This window comes from Pseudomonas gregormendelii, assembly GCF_017114825.1.
Lineage (GTDB): Bacteria > Pseudomonadota > Gammaproteobacteria > Pseudomonadales > Pseudomonadaceae > Aquipseudomonas > Aquipseudomonas gregormendelii.
Genome location: NZ_JADEVO010000017.1, coordinates 1 through 13,163 on the forward strand (window position 1 = coordinate 1; position 13,163 = coordinate 13,163).

Consider the following 13,163-nt stretch of genomic DNA (forward strand, 5'->3'; position numbering starts at 1 on the left):
TGCGGACATGGTCTTTCCTCTTTTCGAAGGCCCCAAAAAAGGCGCTGTTGCGCCCGGTGCCGGATCAAGAACGGATGAATGAAGGATTAAATAAAGAATCTGCGGACGGGGCGGACACGGAGCTCGTCGTACTTGACGCCGCCGTACTGAGTGCCATCATCGAAGTGCATGTGGAAAGCGGTGTAGGCGGAGCGCTGCGAACTTGACCAGTACCAGGTGTCCTTGAAGGCTTCGTCGCCACCTTCTTGGAAGGCTGCCAGCGGGGTCTGCTCCGGCGATTCTTCGGTGTACAGCTGGCCCACCGGTTCGCTGTTCGGGTTGTCGCCATTGCGACTGCTCGCCCAGTTCTCTTCGGTGGTCGGCTTGAAGTGGCGATACTGCAGCTCCTGCACGTCGCGCGCCGGGATCGCCCAGTCTGTGAACCCGCCGATGTTCAAAGCCAGTACCTGCTGTGCCAGTTCACTGCCAGCGGCTGCCATGGCTTCGGTGTTGGTGCGACTATCCGTGAGGCTGTCAGCGCCTTCGATCTTCACACCGTACTCGCCCCACGCACCTTTCAGTTCGTGCGCGGCGCCGGCGGTGATGTTCAGGCAGCGCTTGCCGGTGACCGGGTCGCGGGTGATGCCGCTGTAGAACCCTCCACCGAACGGCTGGCCGATTTCCGGAAGGGTCACTGCGGGTACTGCTTTCTCAACTGCGGACATGGTCTTTCCTCTTTTCGAAGGCCCCAAAAAAGGCGCTGTTGCGCCCGGTGCCGGATCAAGAACGGATGAATGAAGGATTAAATAAAGAATCTGCGGACGGGGCGGACACGGAGCTCGTGGTCCTTGCCGGTGGTGCCCTGATGGCCATCATCGAAGGTCACGCTGAAGGCGTTGTAGGCGGAGCGCTGCGAACTCGACCAGTAGTAGCAGTCCTGGGCGAACACCTCGGGGCAGTTCAGCCAGCCCTGGTACAGCTCGGCAGCGGCCGGAAGATAGAAGTCGTTGTGGTCGTCGGCCGTGTACTGGCTCGCAGCCTTGGCGGCAGGGTGGCTGCCCTCCTCGAGCAGGATGGCGCTGTTGGCCAACCCATCGGTCTTGCTGGTGGCGCCTGACGTTTCGCCGCGGCGGCCCCATTCGTGGCTGCCTGCATCTTCAGAGGCAAAGATCAGGTAGTGCGCCGGAACATCGCCGCGCTCAGCCACCAACCCGCCGTTGAGGCCGCCTTGGCCTGGCCACACAGCGCCGAGTGCTGGAATCTCGCCAATCGCTACTGGCTGAACATTGGCAGCAGGCGGCAGCACCTGGGCGAACACGCTGGCCGCCGCGAGTTTTACCAGTGAAGACGTCGGCATCTTGATCGTGGTGTCGCCGTGCTTGAGGGTGATCATTTCGGGTTTCATGTGATGCCTCTTCGGTTGCGGATGGGGCGGTTACTTCGGATCGAACGCGCCGAGGGAGAGCGATGCGTTGGTGCCGATTTTCTCCTGAAGCACTGTCTTGAATTCCTGCGCGATGTCCTCGCGCTGAACTTCTTCCCCGACCCAGCGCAGCTTCAATGCTGGCTGAGCGCCGCTGGTGATCACCGAAATCCGTAGATTGATCTGCTGTTCGGTCAGGCCTTCGAACGGGATCGTGCTGAACAACAAGGCGGCCGGCAGTGTTTCCTTGCTGCGCGCTTCGATCTGATCCATGGCGCTACGGCTGGCGCTGGTGTCGCCGACGGTGGTTTCGGATTCGCTGGTGGCTTTAACCGTGATCGTGCGCACCGCAGCGATGGCCTTGGCGACAGGAATCGCTTGCCCTGCGTCATCCACCGGAGTCAGGTACTGGTGCCAGTCTTCGATCCAGTCGCTCAAGTCCTTCTGCGTCATGGCCCTGCCGCCGATGCTTTGAGCAGCCTTGTAGCCGGCTGATGCTTTCAGTTTCAGCACGGCGCGGTCATCTGCGTGGCCTGGCGCCACGTCGGTGCCCAAGTTAAACAGCAGAGTGCAAGTCATTTCGTCCTGTTCGATGAAGCCTTTGGCGGTTGCGATCGCTCGGTCGGCAACGTAGGCACTGAAGTCGGCCAGCGAGTGGGTGGAGTAGATGCCACGGAATCGGCTGCGGCCGGCGTGCCATTTCTCCAAGGTGACAACCTGGCATCCTTCCGGCAGCACCACGGTAGGGGTGAAGGTCGAAAGGGGCTTGGCTGCCGCTTGGAGGGCGGTATCGGTGATGAGCTGAACAGCTTCCTTGGTCAGGGACATGCTTAAAATCCTATCGGGAGAGTGGGTTTAGGCGCGGGGTTTGATGGGGGCTTCATCACGACTGAACAGCTGATCGTGCTTTTCCTGAAACAGGGTGATCCTGCCGCCGGAGCCGACGTGCATCGGCGTGTCCAGGCTGGTGTTCTCGGTGCGAGTGCCGCGCTTGGTCGGCACCTTGTAGTCGAGCTTGTGCTTGATCTTCACCTGGCTGGATTCGCCGATCTGGCTGAAGTCCAGGGTGATCACCAGCTTGCCGGCCTTGCCGTGGTCAACTACCCCGGAAGCAACTTCGGAAAGGGCGTGACCGATCTGGCTGGCGAATGCACCGCCGTTCAGTTCCTCGAGGAACTCGGCGGTATCGGTTGGGGTAGGCATGGCTGTTTCTCCGGGATGGCCTGCAGGCCGCTGGGTGGAAGATGGAATTGCGACTGACGAAGGCGCTGGCGCACCTGGTTGTTGATTCGTCTCATGCAGCGACTTTCACCTGATGCCAGGCGCCTGCGGCATAGAACAGCTTCGCGGCCTGCGCCTCCTCAAGCGATACCTCTGCGGGAACGGCGATCCATCCAGACGCACCCAGGTGGTTCTGGTTGCAGCTGTTTCGCAGCTCCAAGTAGTAATGCTCGATGGCATCCGTGAGGCGCTCGACCTTGTAGATGCCCTCCGGCGATATCTCCACCGACTTGACGTACTCAACGCCGCGATCGTCTCGACACATCGCGCTGAGGTAGATCGTCCAGCGGTAGGAGAAGTCGAACAGGGCGTTGGCAATCGCCAAGCTCCGGATCTGCCGGCAACTCTTCCAGTTCGCCATGATCTGGGCGCCACTTGGGTCGATGTTGACGACCGCGACATGATTGGTCCGAAGCAATGACCGGCAGCTTCGTTCGGCCCGGGCGAACCCGTTGTTTGCCTTGCGCTTGCTCATAGCTCCTCCGTGATCCGCCGTAGCGCGATGCGTTCTGCCTGGGTAGGCGAAGGCCGGCGGCGCTTGAGGATGGTGTCGGGGTCGATCTTGTCGGAGCGTCCAGGGCGCGGCTTCATTTCGACGCTGGGTTCGGCCTGGGGTTTGCCGCCGGCGCCGAAGAACTGTTCAAGCTTCTGGTTGAGGTGTGCGGTGACCGCGTCTTTCGGGTGGGGCATTGGAACGCCGATCATGGCTGGGCTCCGTAGTAGGCGAAGACGGCCAGAAGGACTGCGCAGCCGATGGTCCAGCGCAGAAGCGTACGAGCGAAGACTCGACCCGATTCCCGAATCTCTTCGAAGTAAACCGCATTCTTTTCGAGTTGCTTTGCGTAGTCGCAGGCCAGGCCGTGCCCCTCACGCTCACCTTTCGATACGCCGGTGTCGTGATCGATCACGTCGAACTTGTTGCCGCCCAGCGGGATGACGTTGAAGCGTGGCGCACGCACTGGCTCTTCGCGACCGATCATCTGGTACATCTCCGAGGTGGACAATGAGACGCGAGCCCGCAACACCTGCAGGACTGCTTGGTTTTGGCGAATGGTCTGGTTCATGACGATTCCTTATGGTGGGTTGCGGTTATTCGTCAGCACTCGGCCGTCCTGCTGGTTGCCGTTGGGCGCAGGGGAGAGTGCTGACGGATAAAGGCAGGCGAAAAAAAGCCCGAGATCATCCGGGCTTTTGTTGGCTTCACGAAGACCTCCCTACGTGACAGCTTGTGCCTCCTGCTGGAGGGCTTTGATATCGTTCACATGGCCGCCAATCCTCCGCGTTAATATCAATGACGATGAGCGTTAGGTTGGATAAGGTTCACCGTGAAGCGCTTTGTAGCTGTGTGCGGGGGGCCGCATTGCGCGGTGCAGAATCATCCGCATCGGAGAGTGATCGAAACACCAGGGCGCCACTCCTGCTTGTTTCCCGCCGCGTTTCTTATATTGGCCGGCAGATCCGGCTCAGGAGATTTACGGGGCTTTGCGATCCTAGCGCTGCAGCCCGCTTGGGCACGCTTCGATCACTCTCCGATGCGGCCTGGTGCTGGGGAGTACCAGGTGCTCGTGCAGTTTTCGTCAGGCTGACGTGGCGCTCGTTGTCTGCAATTAGTGTTAAAGCCATGGGTTGGGCAGGTGAAGTTCTTCCCAGCGATCGCCGTTGACGATCAGTGAAAGAACTCTTTCTAGAGTCTGAGCAACCGCCTCATCCCATAACGCTTTGTTGAATATTTCAGCCCCAGGATTAGATCTAGCCTGCTCAAGTAGAGATCTGCGTGATGACTGTTCAGCTTTTTTAATTGCCTCTTTATAGGCATCCAATAACGTGGCCGCCATGTCACTTCTGGAGCCAAAAGTTTCACCCTCACCAATCCATTCCCGCTGGTTTGGCGGCATAGTTACGCTGCACATATCTGAGTCCTCGTTTCTCGTTGCGCTGCCCACTCAGTGAATGGGCAGAAGGTTGAGTCAGGGCTTTTTGATCAGTGGCCAGATCAGCAGCAGGAGCAGCACTGCGAGAAAGCCGTCGGCGCACATGCTGATGATCCGAGACACCGAATCGATCAACACCACGCCGAAGAGCAAGGCCACGATGAGGAATGCCCGCAGGCTGTTCACCATCTCTTTGAACAGCGGCATTTACAGGTGATCTTTCAGGTTCAAGCCCAGCAGCTTGGCGCTGCGTTCCAGGGCTTTCATCTCGCTTTCTTCGATCTCGCCGTCGGCTTCGGCAACGGTCAGCATCACGTTGAGCACCGTCAGTGCCTCGGATGGCGAGTGCGCCAGGTCGCCCAGTTCTTTCTCGGCGTTCTGACGAAGGATGCGGGCACCCGATTTGAAGTCAGTCTTGGCGCGGTCGATGGTGTTGGACAGCTCCGCGCCGAAGCCCTGGAGCGCCGGGTTATTGCTGAGGATGGTTTCGATCTTCGACAACTCGCTGTCTTCCAGATCGCCATCGGCGGCAGCAACATAGATCGCGCCGTACACGACCGCTTCCATCAAGTCACGGTTGGCCAGCTTGGCGACGCTGGCGCGGGCCTGGCCTGCTTTCTTGCCGAACAATTTGCCTAACATGGTGAATCCTCTGGGTTGGGTTGCATCCCGCTGCACCCTGTCGCCAAGGTGCAGAAGGAAGATCCCCGCTCTATCTGCGCGCCTCGTGCCCGCCGCTGATTGCAGGCCGTAGGTCGTCATTGGTTGGGCGTTGCGCTTCCTCCCCGTCACCTCAATCAGCATCTGTAGGTGTCGGATCACAGGTCCGTTACAACATGCACGCTGCAGCGCGATGTGCCCGACTGAGTGGGGCAGGGTGCATGAGGTCCGGCGTTCCCAGCCGAGGCTATCGGGACCGCTAATTCTTGAATCTGGTCTTTCTGCCGGTGTTACTCGCCACCGCCGGCTGGGCGATTACTTTTTGAACGTGCGCATTGATTACCACCCGGACTGAATCCGGTTCGCACCCGTTGTGTCACCCGTCCTCGCCTTGCCAGTGAATACCCTCATCTCGGATCTGGTAGGTAGCGACTTTGGTGCGCCTCTTGGCTCCGCTCGCGTGACCGATCCTGAGTTCCTGATCAGCTGACATTCGCTCGGCGTCGAGTCGGCGGGTTCTCCCGCGATATCCAGTTCCAGTGCTGGCATGGCATCGACTATTTGTTGCTCGCACTTACCGGATGAAACCCGGGGTAGTCGATGGCGAGGATCCTGAGCTGTTAAAGAGCGGTCGGTCCTCTTCAGGGCCCTTCGCTGCCGGTCCCTGATTGGGTGCCGGTTGCGATGGGCGAACAATACCAATGGCATTATTTACAGTCAATGCCAATGGCAATGTTATTTTGTGCGGGCGTAAAAAAGCCCGCTCAATCGGCGGGCTTCATTCATTCGCAGCGATCAGTCTTCCTTCGGCACAATCCACGACACCAGAACACCACCATCGTCCCGATGAGCCAGGGTCACGTTTTCCGCCTCGTCGATATCCATCAGGAGTTGATCCCAATCCTCGGCCAGCTCGTCTGAGGCTTTATAGATGACGGTGCGCTTGGCGGTTTGAGCGGTGGTTGCATTGATAGTCCGCTGAATCCGCATGGCGAGAAGATCGTAAGAGGAGGGTGCTGGCTTTTCCTGGGGCTTGGCTTTTGCCATGGGTGTTACTCCTATGCTGTTTATCCATACAGTATTTTAGGTGTGAATAAATGGCAATACTGTATAGGGCACATTTGTACTCCTGTGGGGCGCAGGCGTAAAAAAGCCCGCTCAGTGGCGGGCTGTTCTCCATAGCGTCAAGCAGCTACGGCGCGGATTTGGCTTGGCTGACTGTGATGTCGTCAACGGCAATCACATCGGTTCTCCGGATTCGGTTCTTTTGTTCGGACGAATAGTGGAAGAGACGAATAGGGCTAGAATCGCGAAGCGAGTCAAATAATTGATTGACCTTTTCCTGATCAAATTTAGACAAGTCAACTCGACCTGGGAAAGTGTAATCGGACCCTGGCAACCTTAGGGTCAAAGACAGATAGTCCGGGTGACGCTTCACCATGTCGATGTAAACGTCTTCCCTGCGCTCCTGGCGGCTCTTCGGCTGGGGCTCCTGCGTCCTTATCTTTTCTAGCTCATCGGCGTTGAAATGCTCGCCCTGGATATCCATCGATGTGGCGTCCGGAGCTCCAGCTACGATGGCCCTGTATCCTTCGGCCGCTCTATCCTTGATAGCGACGGCCTCGGGCGGCAGATTCTTAGAGGCAAGCGCGTCAGCCAGCTTACTGAGGAGCATTGCCTGCGTGGTCGACTGTCGCTCCACGCTGGAAATTTTAGCTTTCTCCAAGTCTGACTGGTTCCAGCCAGAAAAGACCATGTAGCCCGCCAAGCACAACACAGCAATGATTAGCAGGGCTGTGACGTTGCCTCCGCTCATCTTGTTCATGGGCAGCGCCGAAATGATTTTGTTAAGGACTTCATCAAGCGGACCTTGCCCATTGGTGCTTCCCTTCGTGATCGCTAAGACTATCTCAAGATCTGCCTTATCGGCAGCGCTCAGCTTACCAATAGATGAAGAACCATAGCGAATCTCGGCGTACGTGCGCAGCAGTTGGTCCTGAAATTCAATGAGCCCCGCCATTAGCTTGGGTGTCAGCGTGCCCTTGTAGCGGTCGCCTTCGACCTTTACATTGAATTTAGGCCAGCCACTGAAAACTGGAAAGGAATCGCCGAGAAGATCCATGCGATCCAAAGCCGCCAGGAAGGATTCAGGTCCATCAACGACAACAACATCACTCATTGAATGCATTCCGTGCTCGGTTGTTAAAAGCTGCAGCCAGCTTTCAGGTCGCGGCGCAACTCTTGGCTGGGTTTGGTGAGGGGCATGGGGATGTCCTGCGGGAGGGCGGCGTGACGGGCCATCAGCCTACACCGCCACCTCGCCAAATCACGCGACCAATAATCGGCATGCCATGAATCGAGTCCTCAGACGCCAGTTCGTCCGGATTTGCGGCCTTATCTGAGCTGTCACTCCTAATAACCCAGGCCCCGGAAAGCTGCTGGATCAATCGCTTGATGCTGTTTCCGCCGTCTGGGCGCCGAATGACATACACCTGCTTATCTCTGGGCTCGGTCTTCGATGTGTCGAACAGCACCACGTCACCCTCGAAAATGTAGGGCTCCATGCTGTCGCCATCCGCATACATGACGTACAGGTTCTCTGGCTTTGCATTCATGCGCTTCAACCAATCCCGCTTGAACACCAGGCCTTCGGTCAGCTGGACGTGTTCATTTAGATAGCCGTCTCCGCAGGCGCCCCTGGCTCTGAACTGGGGAATCAACGCGTAATCCTTTTCGCTTGGCGAGCTGAACTCGCGAGGCTCTCGCTCTACAGCCTGAGCAATTTTTTCCATTTCCTCAGCCAAGCGCTCGCTGAACTCAGAGACGTCAACCTGAAGGATTTTTGCAAAAGAGGCGGCCACAGACGCATTCAATGGATTTACACCATTGAGGTAGTGACTGACGGAGCTCTGGTTCATTTCTAGCGCGTGAGCCAGCTTTTCCTGAGTCAATCCGAGTTCGGATTTCTTTGAGTTAAAGATCGCCTTCAATCGAAGGCATTCGTCTTTTTTGTCTTGCGGTAGGGGCTTCTTGCTCATGCCGCGATCTTATTCCCATCGGTAATATTCAAACAAATGCCAATGGCATTGCATATCGCAAATGCCAAAGGTAATATTCTGTCTATGAGCAACCATGGAGAAGAGCCATGAGCAGAGTCCACATCAAAGAGTTCGCGAGAGAGCGAGGCCAGACGAAGGCGGCAGAGATGCTCGGCCTCACCCAGGGCGCCTTGAACAAAGCGCTGCGCGTAGGCCGTGACATTTATGTCACTGAGACCGCTGACGGCTCCGTCGTTGCGGAGGAGGTTCGCCCCTTCCCCAGCCAGGCCCAATTTAAGAAATCCGCCTAACCCAGCCCCATCACACCGCCCCCCGGAAGTGAACCAATGGCCTACGACAACAAGACGCATCGCAACACCCACCAACTGAAGTCGCGCCTGAATGACGACGCCTACGCCGATCTTAAGGCGGAAGCGCTGTCGCGTGAGATTCAGCCGGGCGCCTTGGTTCGCGACCTCACTTTGGCGGCTCTGCGGTTCAAAGAGGATTACGGCTACTTCCCACTGATCGACGACAACGAGCTGGACGGCTTTCCGGCACTCGCCGAACTGGCTCTCGAACTGAAGGTTCAACCCGCTGTACTCGCGCACGACCTTATCCGTGCAGCCCTGCAAGCAAGACGAGAGCAGGACGCCATTACCCAGGTCAACGACAAGCAACTCAGCGCCTGACTAGGCCATGGAGGGAGCAATGCCTGCAAAACCGGAAGTAGGGCAGTACACGCAGGACGAGAAAGACCAGCTTGAGCAGTGGGCTGGCGAAGTCGGGATTGGCATGGATCAGCTTGCTGACCGGATTCTTCAGATGGCAGATCGCGTGGTCGGGGTTGAGCGTCGCAGCGCTGCACGCCTTGCAGCAGATAACGCCATTTTGCGAAGCCGTCTCGCCGCGCAATGCGCCCAGGGGGCGCAGGCGGAAAACGTGGTTTCGATTTTCCCGGCCAGGTGATTGTCCGGCCCCTAATTAGGTGCCGCGACAGCAGAGATTGAAACAGGCGGGGCTGGCACCTAATTCGGTGCCACAGAGAAGAAAGGGTCATAGGTTCATCCGTGATCAGTTGATGAACGAATGATCGCCTTGTTGGCATAACGCCACCACGGAAAAAGCGACGAGGTTTTTCGGATGGAAGATTTTTTGAGGGCGTGCCACGACGTGGTGCTGGAAAACCATCCCAAGTCACTTGGGCCAAAGATGTCGCTTACACACGGCAGTCTGCTGCAGCGTGCTAACCATGAAAATGGTGATCACCATCTCACCATTGAACACTTGTTCGGACTACTGCTGCATACCGGTGACATCCGACCGTTGACCGCGCTCGCTAACCAATTCGGTTTCGACCTTCTGCCGCGAGAGCGTCCGGCTGCAAAACCGCTCATGACCGCGCTGTGCCACTTGACCGCCGAGTGCGGCGACGTAGGCCGACTGATTTTCGACGCTACTGCGGACAACCACATCAGCCAGCACGAAAAAGCCCAGGGCGAGAAAGCAATTCTTGAAGCGATTGACGCGCTGCAGATCCTGCGCGAATCGCTGAAGGCGGCCTGATATGAAAAGCAAAAGCGGCACCTCCCGAAAAAAAGAACTACTTCGTTCCGATGAGAAGAGCCGCAAGGCGTTCTACGTCGCAATGCTCAATCTTGGTTCGGTGATACCCGAATGTGATTCAGGGCCTTCACGTAATTCTCGAGGCCATTAATGACTTCATCAGGAACAGGCAGATACGACAGCGTCGATCTTGCCGTAGCGATCTCAACGTCGAACTCCCGGATAGCGTCCGTGCGTACTTCTGCTGGCAGCGACCTGAGCATCCCCAACAGTAACGCTTGGGTAGCAATGATCTCGCCCTTCTGTTCATTGAGCTTGGCAATGATTTTGTCGGTTACATCAGTCATGTCCGGCCTCCGAGGCCTTTTCGTGTGGAAGCAAAAAGCTACCACGGATGCGCCGGACACCCATAACGCCTGAATCGCAGGCACAAAAAAACCGACGTTCGAGGTCGGCTTTTTCAACAGCGGCAAAACTTTGTGGAGATGATTATGCACAACCAGATCACCCCCGGCAATACCCGCCATGTCGCGACACTTTTAAGGCAGTCGCAAAACGTGTCGCGACACATTATGTCTTCCCGCGAGATTGCCGAACTGACTGGCAAGCAGCACAAGCACGTTAAAGTTGACGTGGAGAAAATGCTGACAGACCTCCAGGAAGATGCGCCGAGTTTTCGGCGCATCTATTTGGACAGCATGAATCGCGAGCAGACCGAGTATTTGCTTGACCGTGAGCACACCGATTGCCTGCTGACCGGATACAACGCACGGCTTCGGATGGCAGTGGTCCGCCGCTGGCGCGAACTCGAGCAAGACGTCGGCGCGGTCATAATTCCGACAACCCTGCCTGAAGCTCTCCGTCTTGCTGCCGACCAGGCCGAAGAAAACCTTCGGCTGATCGGCATGATTGAGCTTCAGGCGCCGAAAGTTTCAGCTATCAAGCGGTTGGCAGCAGCTGGTGGGGCGATATGCATAACCGACGCCGCGAAGCACCTGCAAATCAAGCCTTCGATGCTCTTCGCCTGGCTGGAACAGCACCGCTGGATTTTCCGCCGCCAAGGGTCTGGGCGGTGGACTGCCTACCAGCCACGCATTACGTCCGGCTACCTGATCCACAAAGTGACTTCCCTCAAGGCTGATCCTCAAACCGGTGTTGAACGCGCCGCCTTCGATCCGTTGGTCACGCCTAAAGGTCTTGCCCATTTGGCTGAAATCAATATCGGAGCCTCGTTGTGAGCGTCCAAGCAATGTCATGGGCGCTCTCTCTGCCCACCCAATCTCTGAAAGACTCGAGCGCGCGTCACGTGCTGCTGTGCTTGGCCAACTACGCCGGATCGAACGGTGCTGGTGCCTTTCCATCTGCTTCGACCCTGGCTCAAGACACTGGCCTGTCCGAGCGCACCGTCCGTTACAAGCTGGATGACCTGGAGAAGTCCGGACTGATCCAGAAAGGCAATCAGGCTATCGCCGCCGTGCACATCGACCGTCATGACCGCCGCCCAGTCGTTTACGACCTTCAACTATCGCGGGGTGCAAATCCTGCACCCCGTACAAAACGGGGTGCAGATGACGCCACGGGGTGCAACTCACAACAGAACGGGGTGCAGCCTGGAACAGAACGGGGTGCAGCGGCTGCACCCAATACATCAATTAACCATCAAGGAACCGAACAGCAGCAGCGGCAGCCGATTGCCGACGTCATTGCTGAACAGGACCAGGCGGCCGTCGATGCCCTGGATGACCGCCAACGCTTCTCCATGTTCGCTGCCTGGGAGCCGAATCCTAAGTCGCTGTCCGATCAGCTCGCCATTGCCCGCCTGCCAGCCGAAGCCATCACCGAGCAATTGCTGGAAACATTCCTCGGGTTCTACGTCGCCCGTCCTGCTTCGGTTCAGAGCGCCGCAGGCTGGTGCTTCGAACTGGTCAAGTGGGCAAAGCGAGACAAGACCAGAAATGCGGGTGCCGCAGCACAGACGGATGAATTCGATGACGAAAACACCGAATGGATGAAGGGGGTTTCGAAATGAAAACGGTTTCCACGGTAGCGGCCCAGACCATGACCAAAGTTCGCCAAGGCGAGTTCATCGAGTCGGACACCGAGCTCTTGGTCCAGGCGCAGAAAGACCAAGCCCACGAAACGGGCAAGGTGATCAATCAACTGTTCCGCCAACTGCGCTCGATCCGGACGGCGTGGCGTCAGGCCTGGCCAGACGCCAAGGCCTACAAGGAATCGAAAGCGACCTGGCTGCAGGCGTTCATCGAGAATGGTATTTGCACCCAGGAGCAGATCGATATCGGCCTGATCCGCTGCCGCGCCGAGCCATCCGACTTCATCCCGAGCGTCGGGAAGTTCATTCAGGGCTGCGTGCCAACTCCGGAAATGCTAAATCCACCGTTACCGAGCGTCGAGGCGGCTTACAAGCAGGCCATGCGCAACTGCCACCCGGCAATGCATAGCGTTGCGAAGTGGTTCCATCCCGCCGTCTACCACGCAACCGCCGCCGCCGGGTTCAACAGCCTGCCATTGCTCAGCCGCGAGCTTGGCCTGATCAGCTTCGAGAAGCGGTATTTGGAGCAGGTCCGCAAGGTCTGGATGGGCGAGCAGATCGGCCCTGTGCCGGCCGCCGAGCTGGCACCTCCACCAGTTCAACGAACCCCCGATATCGGTAACAAAGCTTTGGCCGAACTACGCGCCCGTCGCGCAGGAGCATACGCATGAGTGCATTGAACACCCAGGTCGCTGGCGGCCATTACAAATCGCTGAAGATTCAGCCGATTGAGTACATCCACGCGAACGGCATTCCATTCGCTGAAGGCAGCGTTATCAAGTACGTGACGCGGTGGCGTGACAAGGGTGGCATAGCCGATCTGGAGAAGGCGAAGCACTTCCTTGAGCTGCTCATCGAGCTCGAGCAAAAGGCGAAGGGTCTGGAATGAAGGTGACCTCTAAGAAACTACGCGCTTCGGCCAACGGCCAGGAATGCACCGTTCGCCTGCCGGGCACCTGCAACTTCAACCCGGCCACCACCGTGCTCGCGCACTTGCCGTGCGGGCAGAAGGGCATGGGCATGAAGGGCTTCGACACTGTCGCCGTGTACGCATGCAGCGCCTGCCATGACGTCATTGACGGCCGTGGCACTGGCGATGTGGATTGGCAGGACATGCCCCGCGCGATCGCCGAAACACACGAGGCCTTGATCCGGGCCGGAATACTCACAGTGAAAGGAGCTGCAGCATGATTCACCCAATGTCTTTTCTACTACTGCTGGTCCTTGCCTGCTGG

23 protein-coding genes are annotated in these 13,163 nt (G+C 57.7%); 9 read left to right on the forward strand and 14 right to left on the reverse strand.

The window, feature by feature from the left end; all coding sequences use genetic code 11:
- Window positions 1–86 precede the first annotated feature (86 nt).
- The 13 genes from IMW75_RS13420 to IMW75_RS13480 form a co-directional block, all read right to left on the reverse strand.
- Window positions 87–704 carry an Lcl C-terminal domain-containing protein gene (locus IMW75_RS13420; RefSeq protein ID WP_205892876.1) on the reverse strand — a complete coding sequence of 206 codons (618 nt, stop codon included), beginning with the start codon at window positions 702–704 and terminating at the stop codon, window positions 87–89.
- 77 nt (window positions 705–781) lie between these two features.
- Window positions 782–1,384 carry an Lcl C-terminal domain-containing protein gene (locus tag IMW75_RS13425; protein ID WP_205892877.1) on the reverse strand — a complete coding sequence of 201 codons (603 nt, stop codon included), beginning with the start codon at window positions 1,382–1,384 and terminating at the stop codon, window positions 782–784.
- A 30-nt stretch (window positions 1,385–1,414) separates the two neighbouring features.
- Window positions 1,415–2,230, reverse strand: coding sequence for a DUF2303 family protein (locus tag IMW75_RS13430; RefSeq protein ID WP_205892878.1), 816 nt, complete (start codon window positions 2,228–2,230; stop codon window positions 1,415–1,417).
- Window positions 2,231–2,257: 27 nt separating this feature from the next.
- Window positions 2,258–2,605, reverse strand: coding sequence for a hypothetical protein (locus tag IMW75_RS13435; RefSeq protein WP_205892879.1), 348 nt, complete (start codon window positions 2,603–2,605; stop codon window positions 2,258–2,260).
- A gap of 91 nt (window positions 2,606–2,696) precedes the next feature.
- Complete coding sequence (locus tag IMW75_RS13440; RefSeq protein ID WP_205892880.1) at window positions 2,697–3,158, reverse strand: hypothetical protein; 462 nt, start codon at window positions 3,156–3,158, stop codon at window positions 2,697–2,699.
- On the reverse strand, window positions 3,155–3,388 hold the full coding sequence (locus IMW75_RS13445; protein WP_205892881.1) for a hypothetical protein: 234 nt from the start codon (window positions 3,386–3,388) through the stop codon (window positions 3,155–3,157). The genes IMW75_RS13440 and IMW75_RS13445 overlap by 4 nt, the downstream gene beginning before the upstream one ends.
- Window positions 3,385–3,747 carry a hypothetical protein gene (locus IMW75_RS13450; RefSeq protein ID WP_205892882.1) on the reverse strand — a complete coding sequence of 121 codons (363 nt, stop codon included), beginning with the start codon at window positions 3,745–3,747 and terminating at the stop codon, window positions 3,385–3,387. Before IMW75_RS13450 ends, IMW75_RS13445 begins: the two co-directional genes overlap by 4 nt.
- A gap of 549 nt (window positions 3,748–4,296) precedes the next feature.
- Window positions 4,297–4,593, reverse strand: a complete 297-nt coding sequence (locus IMW75_RS13455; protein ID WP_205892883.1) for a hypothetical protein — start codon at window positions 4,591–4,593, stop codon at window positions 4,297–4,299.
- A 57-nt stretch (window positions 4,594–4,650) separates the two neighbouring features.
- Window positions 4,651–4,821 (reverse strand): DUF3927 family protein, encoded by a 171-nt coding sequence (locus IMW75_RS13460; RefSeq protein WP_205892884.1) that lies wholly within the window; start codon window positions 4,819–4,821, stop codon window positions 4,651–4,653.
- On the reverse strand, window positions 4,822–5,256 hold the full coding sequence (locus IMW75_RS13465; protein WP_205892885.1) for a tellurite resistance TerB family protein: 435 nt from the start codon (window positions 5,254–5,256) through the stop codon (window positions 4,822–4,824).
- Between the two features lie 813 nt (window positions 5,257–6,069).
- Window positions 6,070–6,321 carry a DUF1654 domain-containing protein gene (locus IMW75_RS13470; protein ID WP_205892886.1) on the reverse strand — a complete coding sequence of 84 codons (252 nt, stop codon included), beginning with the start codon at window positions 6,319–6,321 and terminating at the stop codon, window positions 6,070–6,072.
- Between the two features lie 145 nt (window positions 6,322–6,466).
- A complete protein-coding gene (locus IMW75_RS13475) occupies window positions 6,467–7,453 on the reverse strand; it encodes a hypothetical protein (protein ID WP_205892887.1) in 987 nt (328 codons plus the stop codon).
- A gap of 121 nt (window positions 7,454–7,574) precedes the next feature.
- Complete coding sequence (locus IMW75_RS13480) at window positions 7,575–8,312, reverse strand: LexA family transcriptional regulator (protein ID WP_205892888.1); 738 nt, start codon at window positions 8,310–8,312, stop codon at window positions 7,575–7,577.
- A 107-nt stretch (window positions 8,313–8,419) separates the two neighbouring features.
- Between IMW75_RS13480 and IMW75_RS13485 the strand changes: the two genes are divergently transcribed.
- The 4 genes from IMW75_RS13485 (at window position 8,420) to IMW75_RS13500 (ending at window position 9,878) form a co-directional block, all read left to right on the forward strand.
- On the forward strand, window positions 8,420–8,623 hold the full coding sequence (locus IMW75_RS13485; RefSeq protein WP_205892889.1) for a Cro/CI family transcriptional regulator: 204 nt from the start codon (window positions 8,420–8,422) through the stop codon (window positions 8,621–8,623).
- Between the two features lie 36 nt (window positions 8,624–8,659).
- A complete protein-coding gene (locus IMW75_RS13490) occupies window positions 8,660–9,004 on the forward strand; it encodes a hypothetical protein (protein WP_205892890.1) in 345 nt (114 codons plus the stop codon).
- Window positions 9,005–9,023: 19 nt separating this feature from the next.
- On the forward strand, window positions 9,024–9,281 hold the full coding sequence (locus IMW75_RS13495; RefSeq protein ID WP_205892891.1) for a hypothetical protein: 258 nt from the start codon (window positions 9,024–9,026) through the stop codon (window positions 9,279–9,281).
- Between the two features lie 174 nt (window positions 9,282–9,455).
- Window positions 9,456–9,878, forward strand: coding sequence for a phage regulatory CII family protein (locus tag IMW75_RS13500; RefSeq protein ID WP_205892892.1), 423 nt, complete (start codon window positions 9,456–9,458; stop codon window positions 9,876–9,878).
- A gap of 86 nt (window positions 9,879–9,964) precedes the next feature.
- Here IMW75_RS13500 and IMW75_RS13505 read toward each other — a convergent pair whose 3' ends face one another.
- Window positions 9,965–10,225 (reverse strand): hypothetical protein, encoded by a 261-nt coding sequence (locus IMW75_RS13505; RefSeq protein ID WP_205892893.1) that lies wholly within the window; start codon window positions 10,223–10,225, stop codon window positions 9,965–9,967.
- Between the two features lie 225 nt (window positions 10,226–10,450).
- On the opposite strand from IMW75_RS13505, the gene IMW75_RS13510 reads away from it, so the two are divergent.
- The 5 genes from IMW75_RS13510 to IMW75_RS13530 are packed head-to-tail and all read left to right on the forward strand — an operon-like array spanning window position 10,451 to window position 13,119.
- Window positions 10,451–11,116 (forward strand): phage antirepressor KilAC domain-containing protein, encoded by a 666-nt coding sequence (locus IMW75_RS13510; RefSeq protein WP_205892955.1) that lies wholly within the window; start codon window positions 10,451–10,453, stop codon window positions 11,114–11,116.
- Between the two features lie 11 nt (window positions 11,117–11,127).
- Window positions 11,128–11,907: a helix-turn-helix domain-containing protein gene (locus IMW75_RS13515; protein WP_205892956.1), complete on the forward strand. Its 780-nt coding sequence runs from the start codon at window positions 11,128–11,130 to the stop codon at window positions 11,905–11,907.
- The gene (locus IMW75_RS13520) at window positions 11,904–12,599 is read left to right on the forward strand and encodes a replication protein P (RefSeq protein ID WP_205892894.1); all 696 of its coding nucleotides are present in this window, start codon (window positions 11,904–11,906) and stop codon (window positions 12,597–12,599) included. Before IMW75_RS13515 ends, IMW75_RS13520 begins: the two co-directional genes overlap by 4 nt.
- Window positions 12,596–12,817 (forward strand): DUF3310 domain-containing protein, encoded by a 222-nt coding sequence (locus IMW75_RS13525; protein ID WP_205892895.1) that lies wholly within the window; start codon window positions 12,596–12,598, stop codon window positions 12,815–12,817. Before IMW75_RS13520 ends, IMW75_RS13525 begins: the two co-directional genes overlap by 4 nt.
- Window positions 12,814–13,119, forward strand: coding sequence for a nuclease domain-containing protein (locus tag IMW75_RS13530; protein WP_205892896.1), 306 nt, complete (start codon window positions 12,814–12,816; stop codon window positions 13,117–13,119). The genes IMW75_RS13525 and IMW75_RS13530 overlap by 4 nt, the downstream gene beginning before the upstream one ends.
- Window positions 13,120–13,163 lie beyond the last annotated feature (44 nt).

What these genes read in the sequence shown, in the direction of transcription:
- IMW75_RS13420 (WP_205892876.1), bottom strand. Translation starts at nt 704, where the DNA reads ATGTCCGCAGTTGAGAAAGCAGTACCCGCAGTGACCCTTCCGGAAATC.
- IMW75_RS13425 (WP_205892877.1), bottom strand. Translation starts at nt 1,384, where the DNA reads ATGAAACCCGAAATGATCACCCTCAAGCACGGCGACACCACGATCAAG.
- IMW75_RS13430 (WP_205892878.1), bottom strand. Translation starts at nt 2,230, where the DNA reads ATGTCCCTGACCAAGGAAGCTGTTCAGCTCATCACCGATACCGCCCTC.
- IMW75_RS13435 (WP_205892879.1), bottom strand. Translation starts at nt 2,605, where the DNA reads ATGCCTACCCCAACCGATACCGCCGAGTTCCTCGAGGAACTGAACGGC.
- IMW75_RS13440 (WP_205892880.1), bottom strand. Translation starts at nt 3,158, where the DNA reads ATGAGCAAGCGCAAGGCAAACAACGGGTTCGCCCGGGCCGAACGAAGC.
- IMW75_RS13445 (WP_205892881.1), bottom strand. Translation starts at nt 3,388, where the DNA reads ATGATCGGCGTTCCAATGCCCCACCCGAAAGACGCGGTCACCGCACAC.
- IMW75_RS13450 (WP_205892882.1), bottom strand. Translation starts at nt 3,747, where the DNA reads ATGAACCAGACCATTCGCCAAAACCAAGCAGTCCTGCAGGTGTTGCGG.
- IMW75_RS13455 (WP_205892883.1), bottom strand. Translation starts at nt 4,593, where the DNA reads ATGTGCAGCGTAACTATGCCGCCAAACCAGCGGGAATGGATTGGTGAG.
- IMW75_RS13460 (WP_205892884.1), bottom strand. Translation starts at nt 4,821, where the DNA reads ATGCCGCTGTTCAAAGAGATGGTGAACAGCCTGCGGGCATTCCTCATC.
- IMW75_RS13465 (WP_205892885.1), bottom strand. Translation starts at nt 5,256, where the DNA reads ATGTTAGGCAAATTGTTCGGCAAGAAAGCAGGCCAGGCCCGCGCCAGC.
- IMW75_RS13470 (WP_205892886.1), bottom strand. Translation starts at nt 6,321, where the DNA reads ATGGCAAAAGCCAAGCCCCAGGAAAAGCCAGCACCCTCCTCTTACGAT.
- IMW75_RS13475 (WP_205892887.1), bottom strand. Translation starts at nt 7,453, where the DNA reads ATGAGTGATGTTGTTGTCGTTGATGGACCTGAATCCTTCCTGGCGGCT.
- IMW75_RS13480 (WP_205892888.1), bottom strand. Translation starts at nt 8,312, where the DNA reads ATGAGCAAGAAGCCCCTACCGCAAGACAAAAAAGACGAATGCCTTCGA.
- IMW75_RS13485 (WP_205892889.1), top strand. Translation starts at nt 8,420, where the DNA reads ATGAGCAGAGTCCACATCAAAGAGTTCGCGAGAGAGCGAGGCCAGACG.
- IMW75_RS13490 (WP_205892890.1), top strand. Translation starts at nt 8,660, where the DNA reads ATGGCCTACGACAACAAGACGCATCGCAACACCCACCAACTGAAGTCG.
- IMW75_RS13495 (WP_205892891.1), top strand. Translation starts at nt 9,024, where the DNA reads ATGCCTGCAAAACCGGAAGTAGGGCAGTACACGCAGGACGAGAAAGAC.
- IMW75_RS13500 (WP_205892892.1), top strand. Translation starts at nt 9,456, where the DNA reads ATGGAAGATTTTTTGAGGGCGTGCCACGACGTGGTGCTGGAAAACCAT.
- IMW75_RS13505 (WP_205892893.1), bottom strand. Translation starts at nt 10,225, where the DNA reads ATGACTGATGTAACCGACAAAATCATTGCCAAGCTCAATGAACAGAAG.
- IMW75_RS13510 (WP_205892955.1), top strand. Translation starts at nt 10,451, where the DNA reads ATGTCTTCCCGCGAGATTGCCGAACTGACTGGCAAGCAGCACAAGCAC.
- IMW75_RS13515 (WP_205892956.1), top strand. Translation starts at nt 11,128, where the DNA reads ATGTCATGGGCGCTCTCTCTGCCCACCCAATCTCTGAAAGACTCGAGC.
- IMW75_RS13520 (WP_205892894.1), top strand. Translation starts at nt 11,904, where the DNA reads ATGAAAACGGTTTCCACGGTAGCGGCCCAGACCATGACCAAAGTTCGC.
- IMW75_RS13525 (WP_205892895.1), top strand. Translation starts at nt 12,596, where the DNA reads ATGAGTGCATTGAACACCCAGGTCGCTGGCGGCCATTACAAATCGCTG.
- IMW75_RS13530 (WP_205892896.1), top strand. Translation starts at nt 12,814, where the DNA reads ATGAAGGTGACCTCTAAGAAACTACGCGCTTCGGCCAACGGCCAGGAA.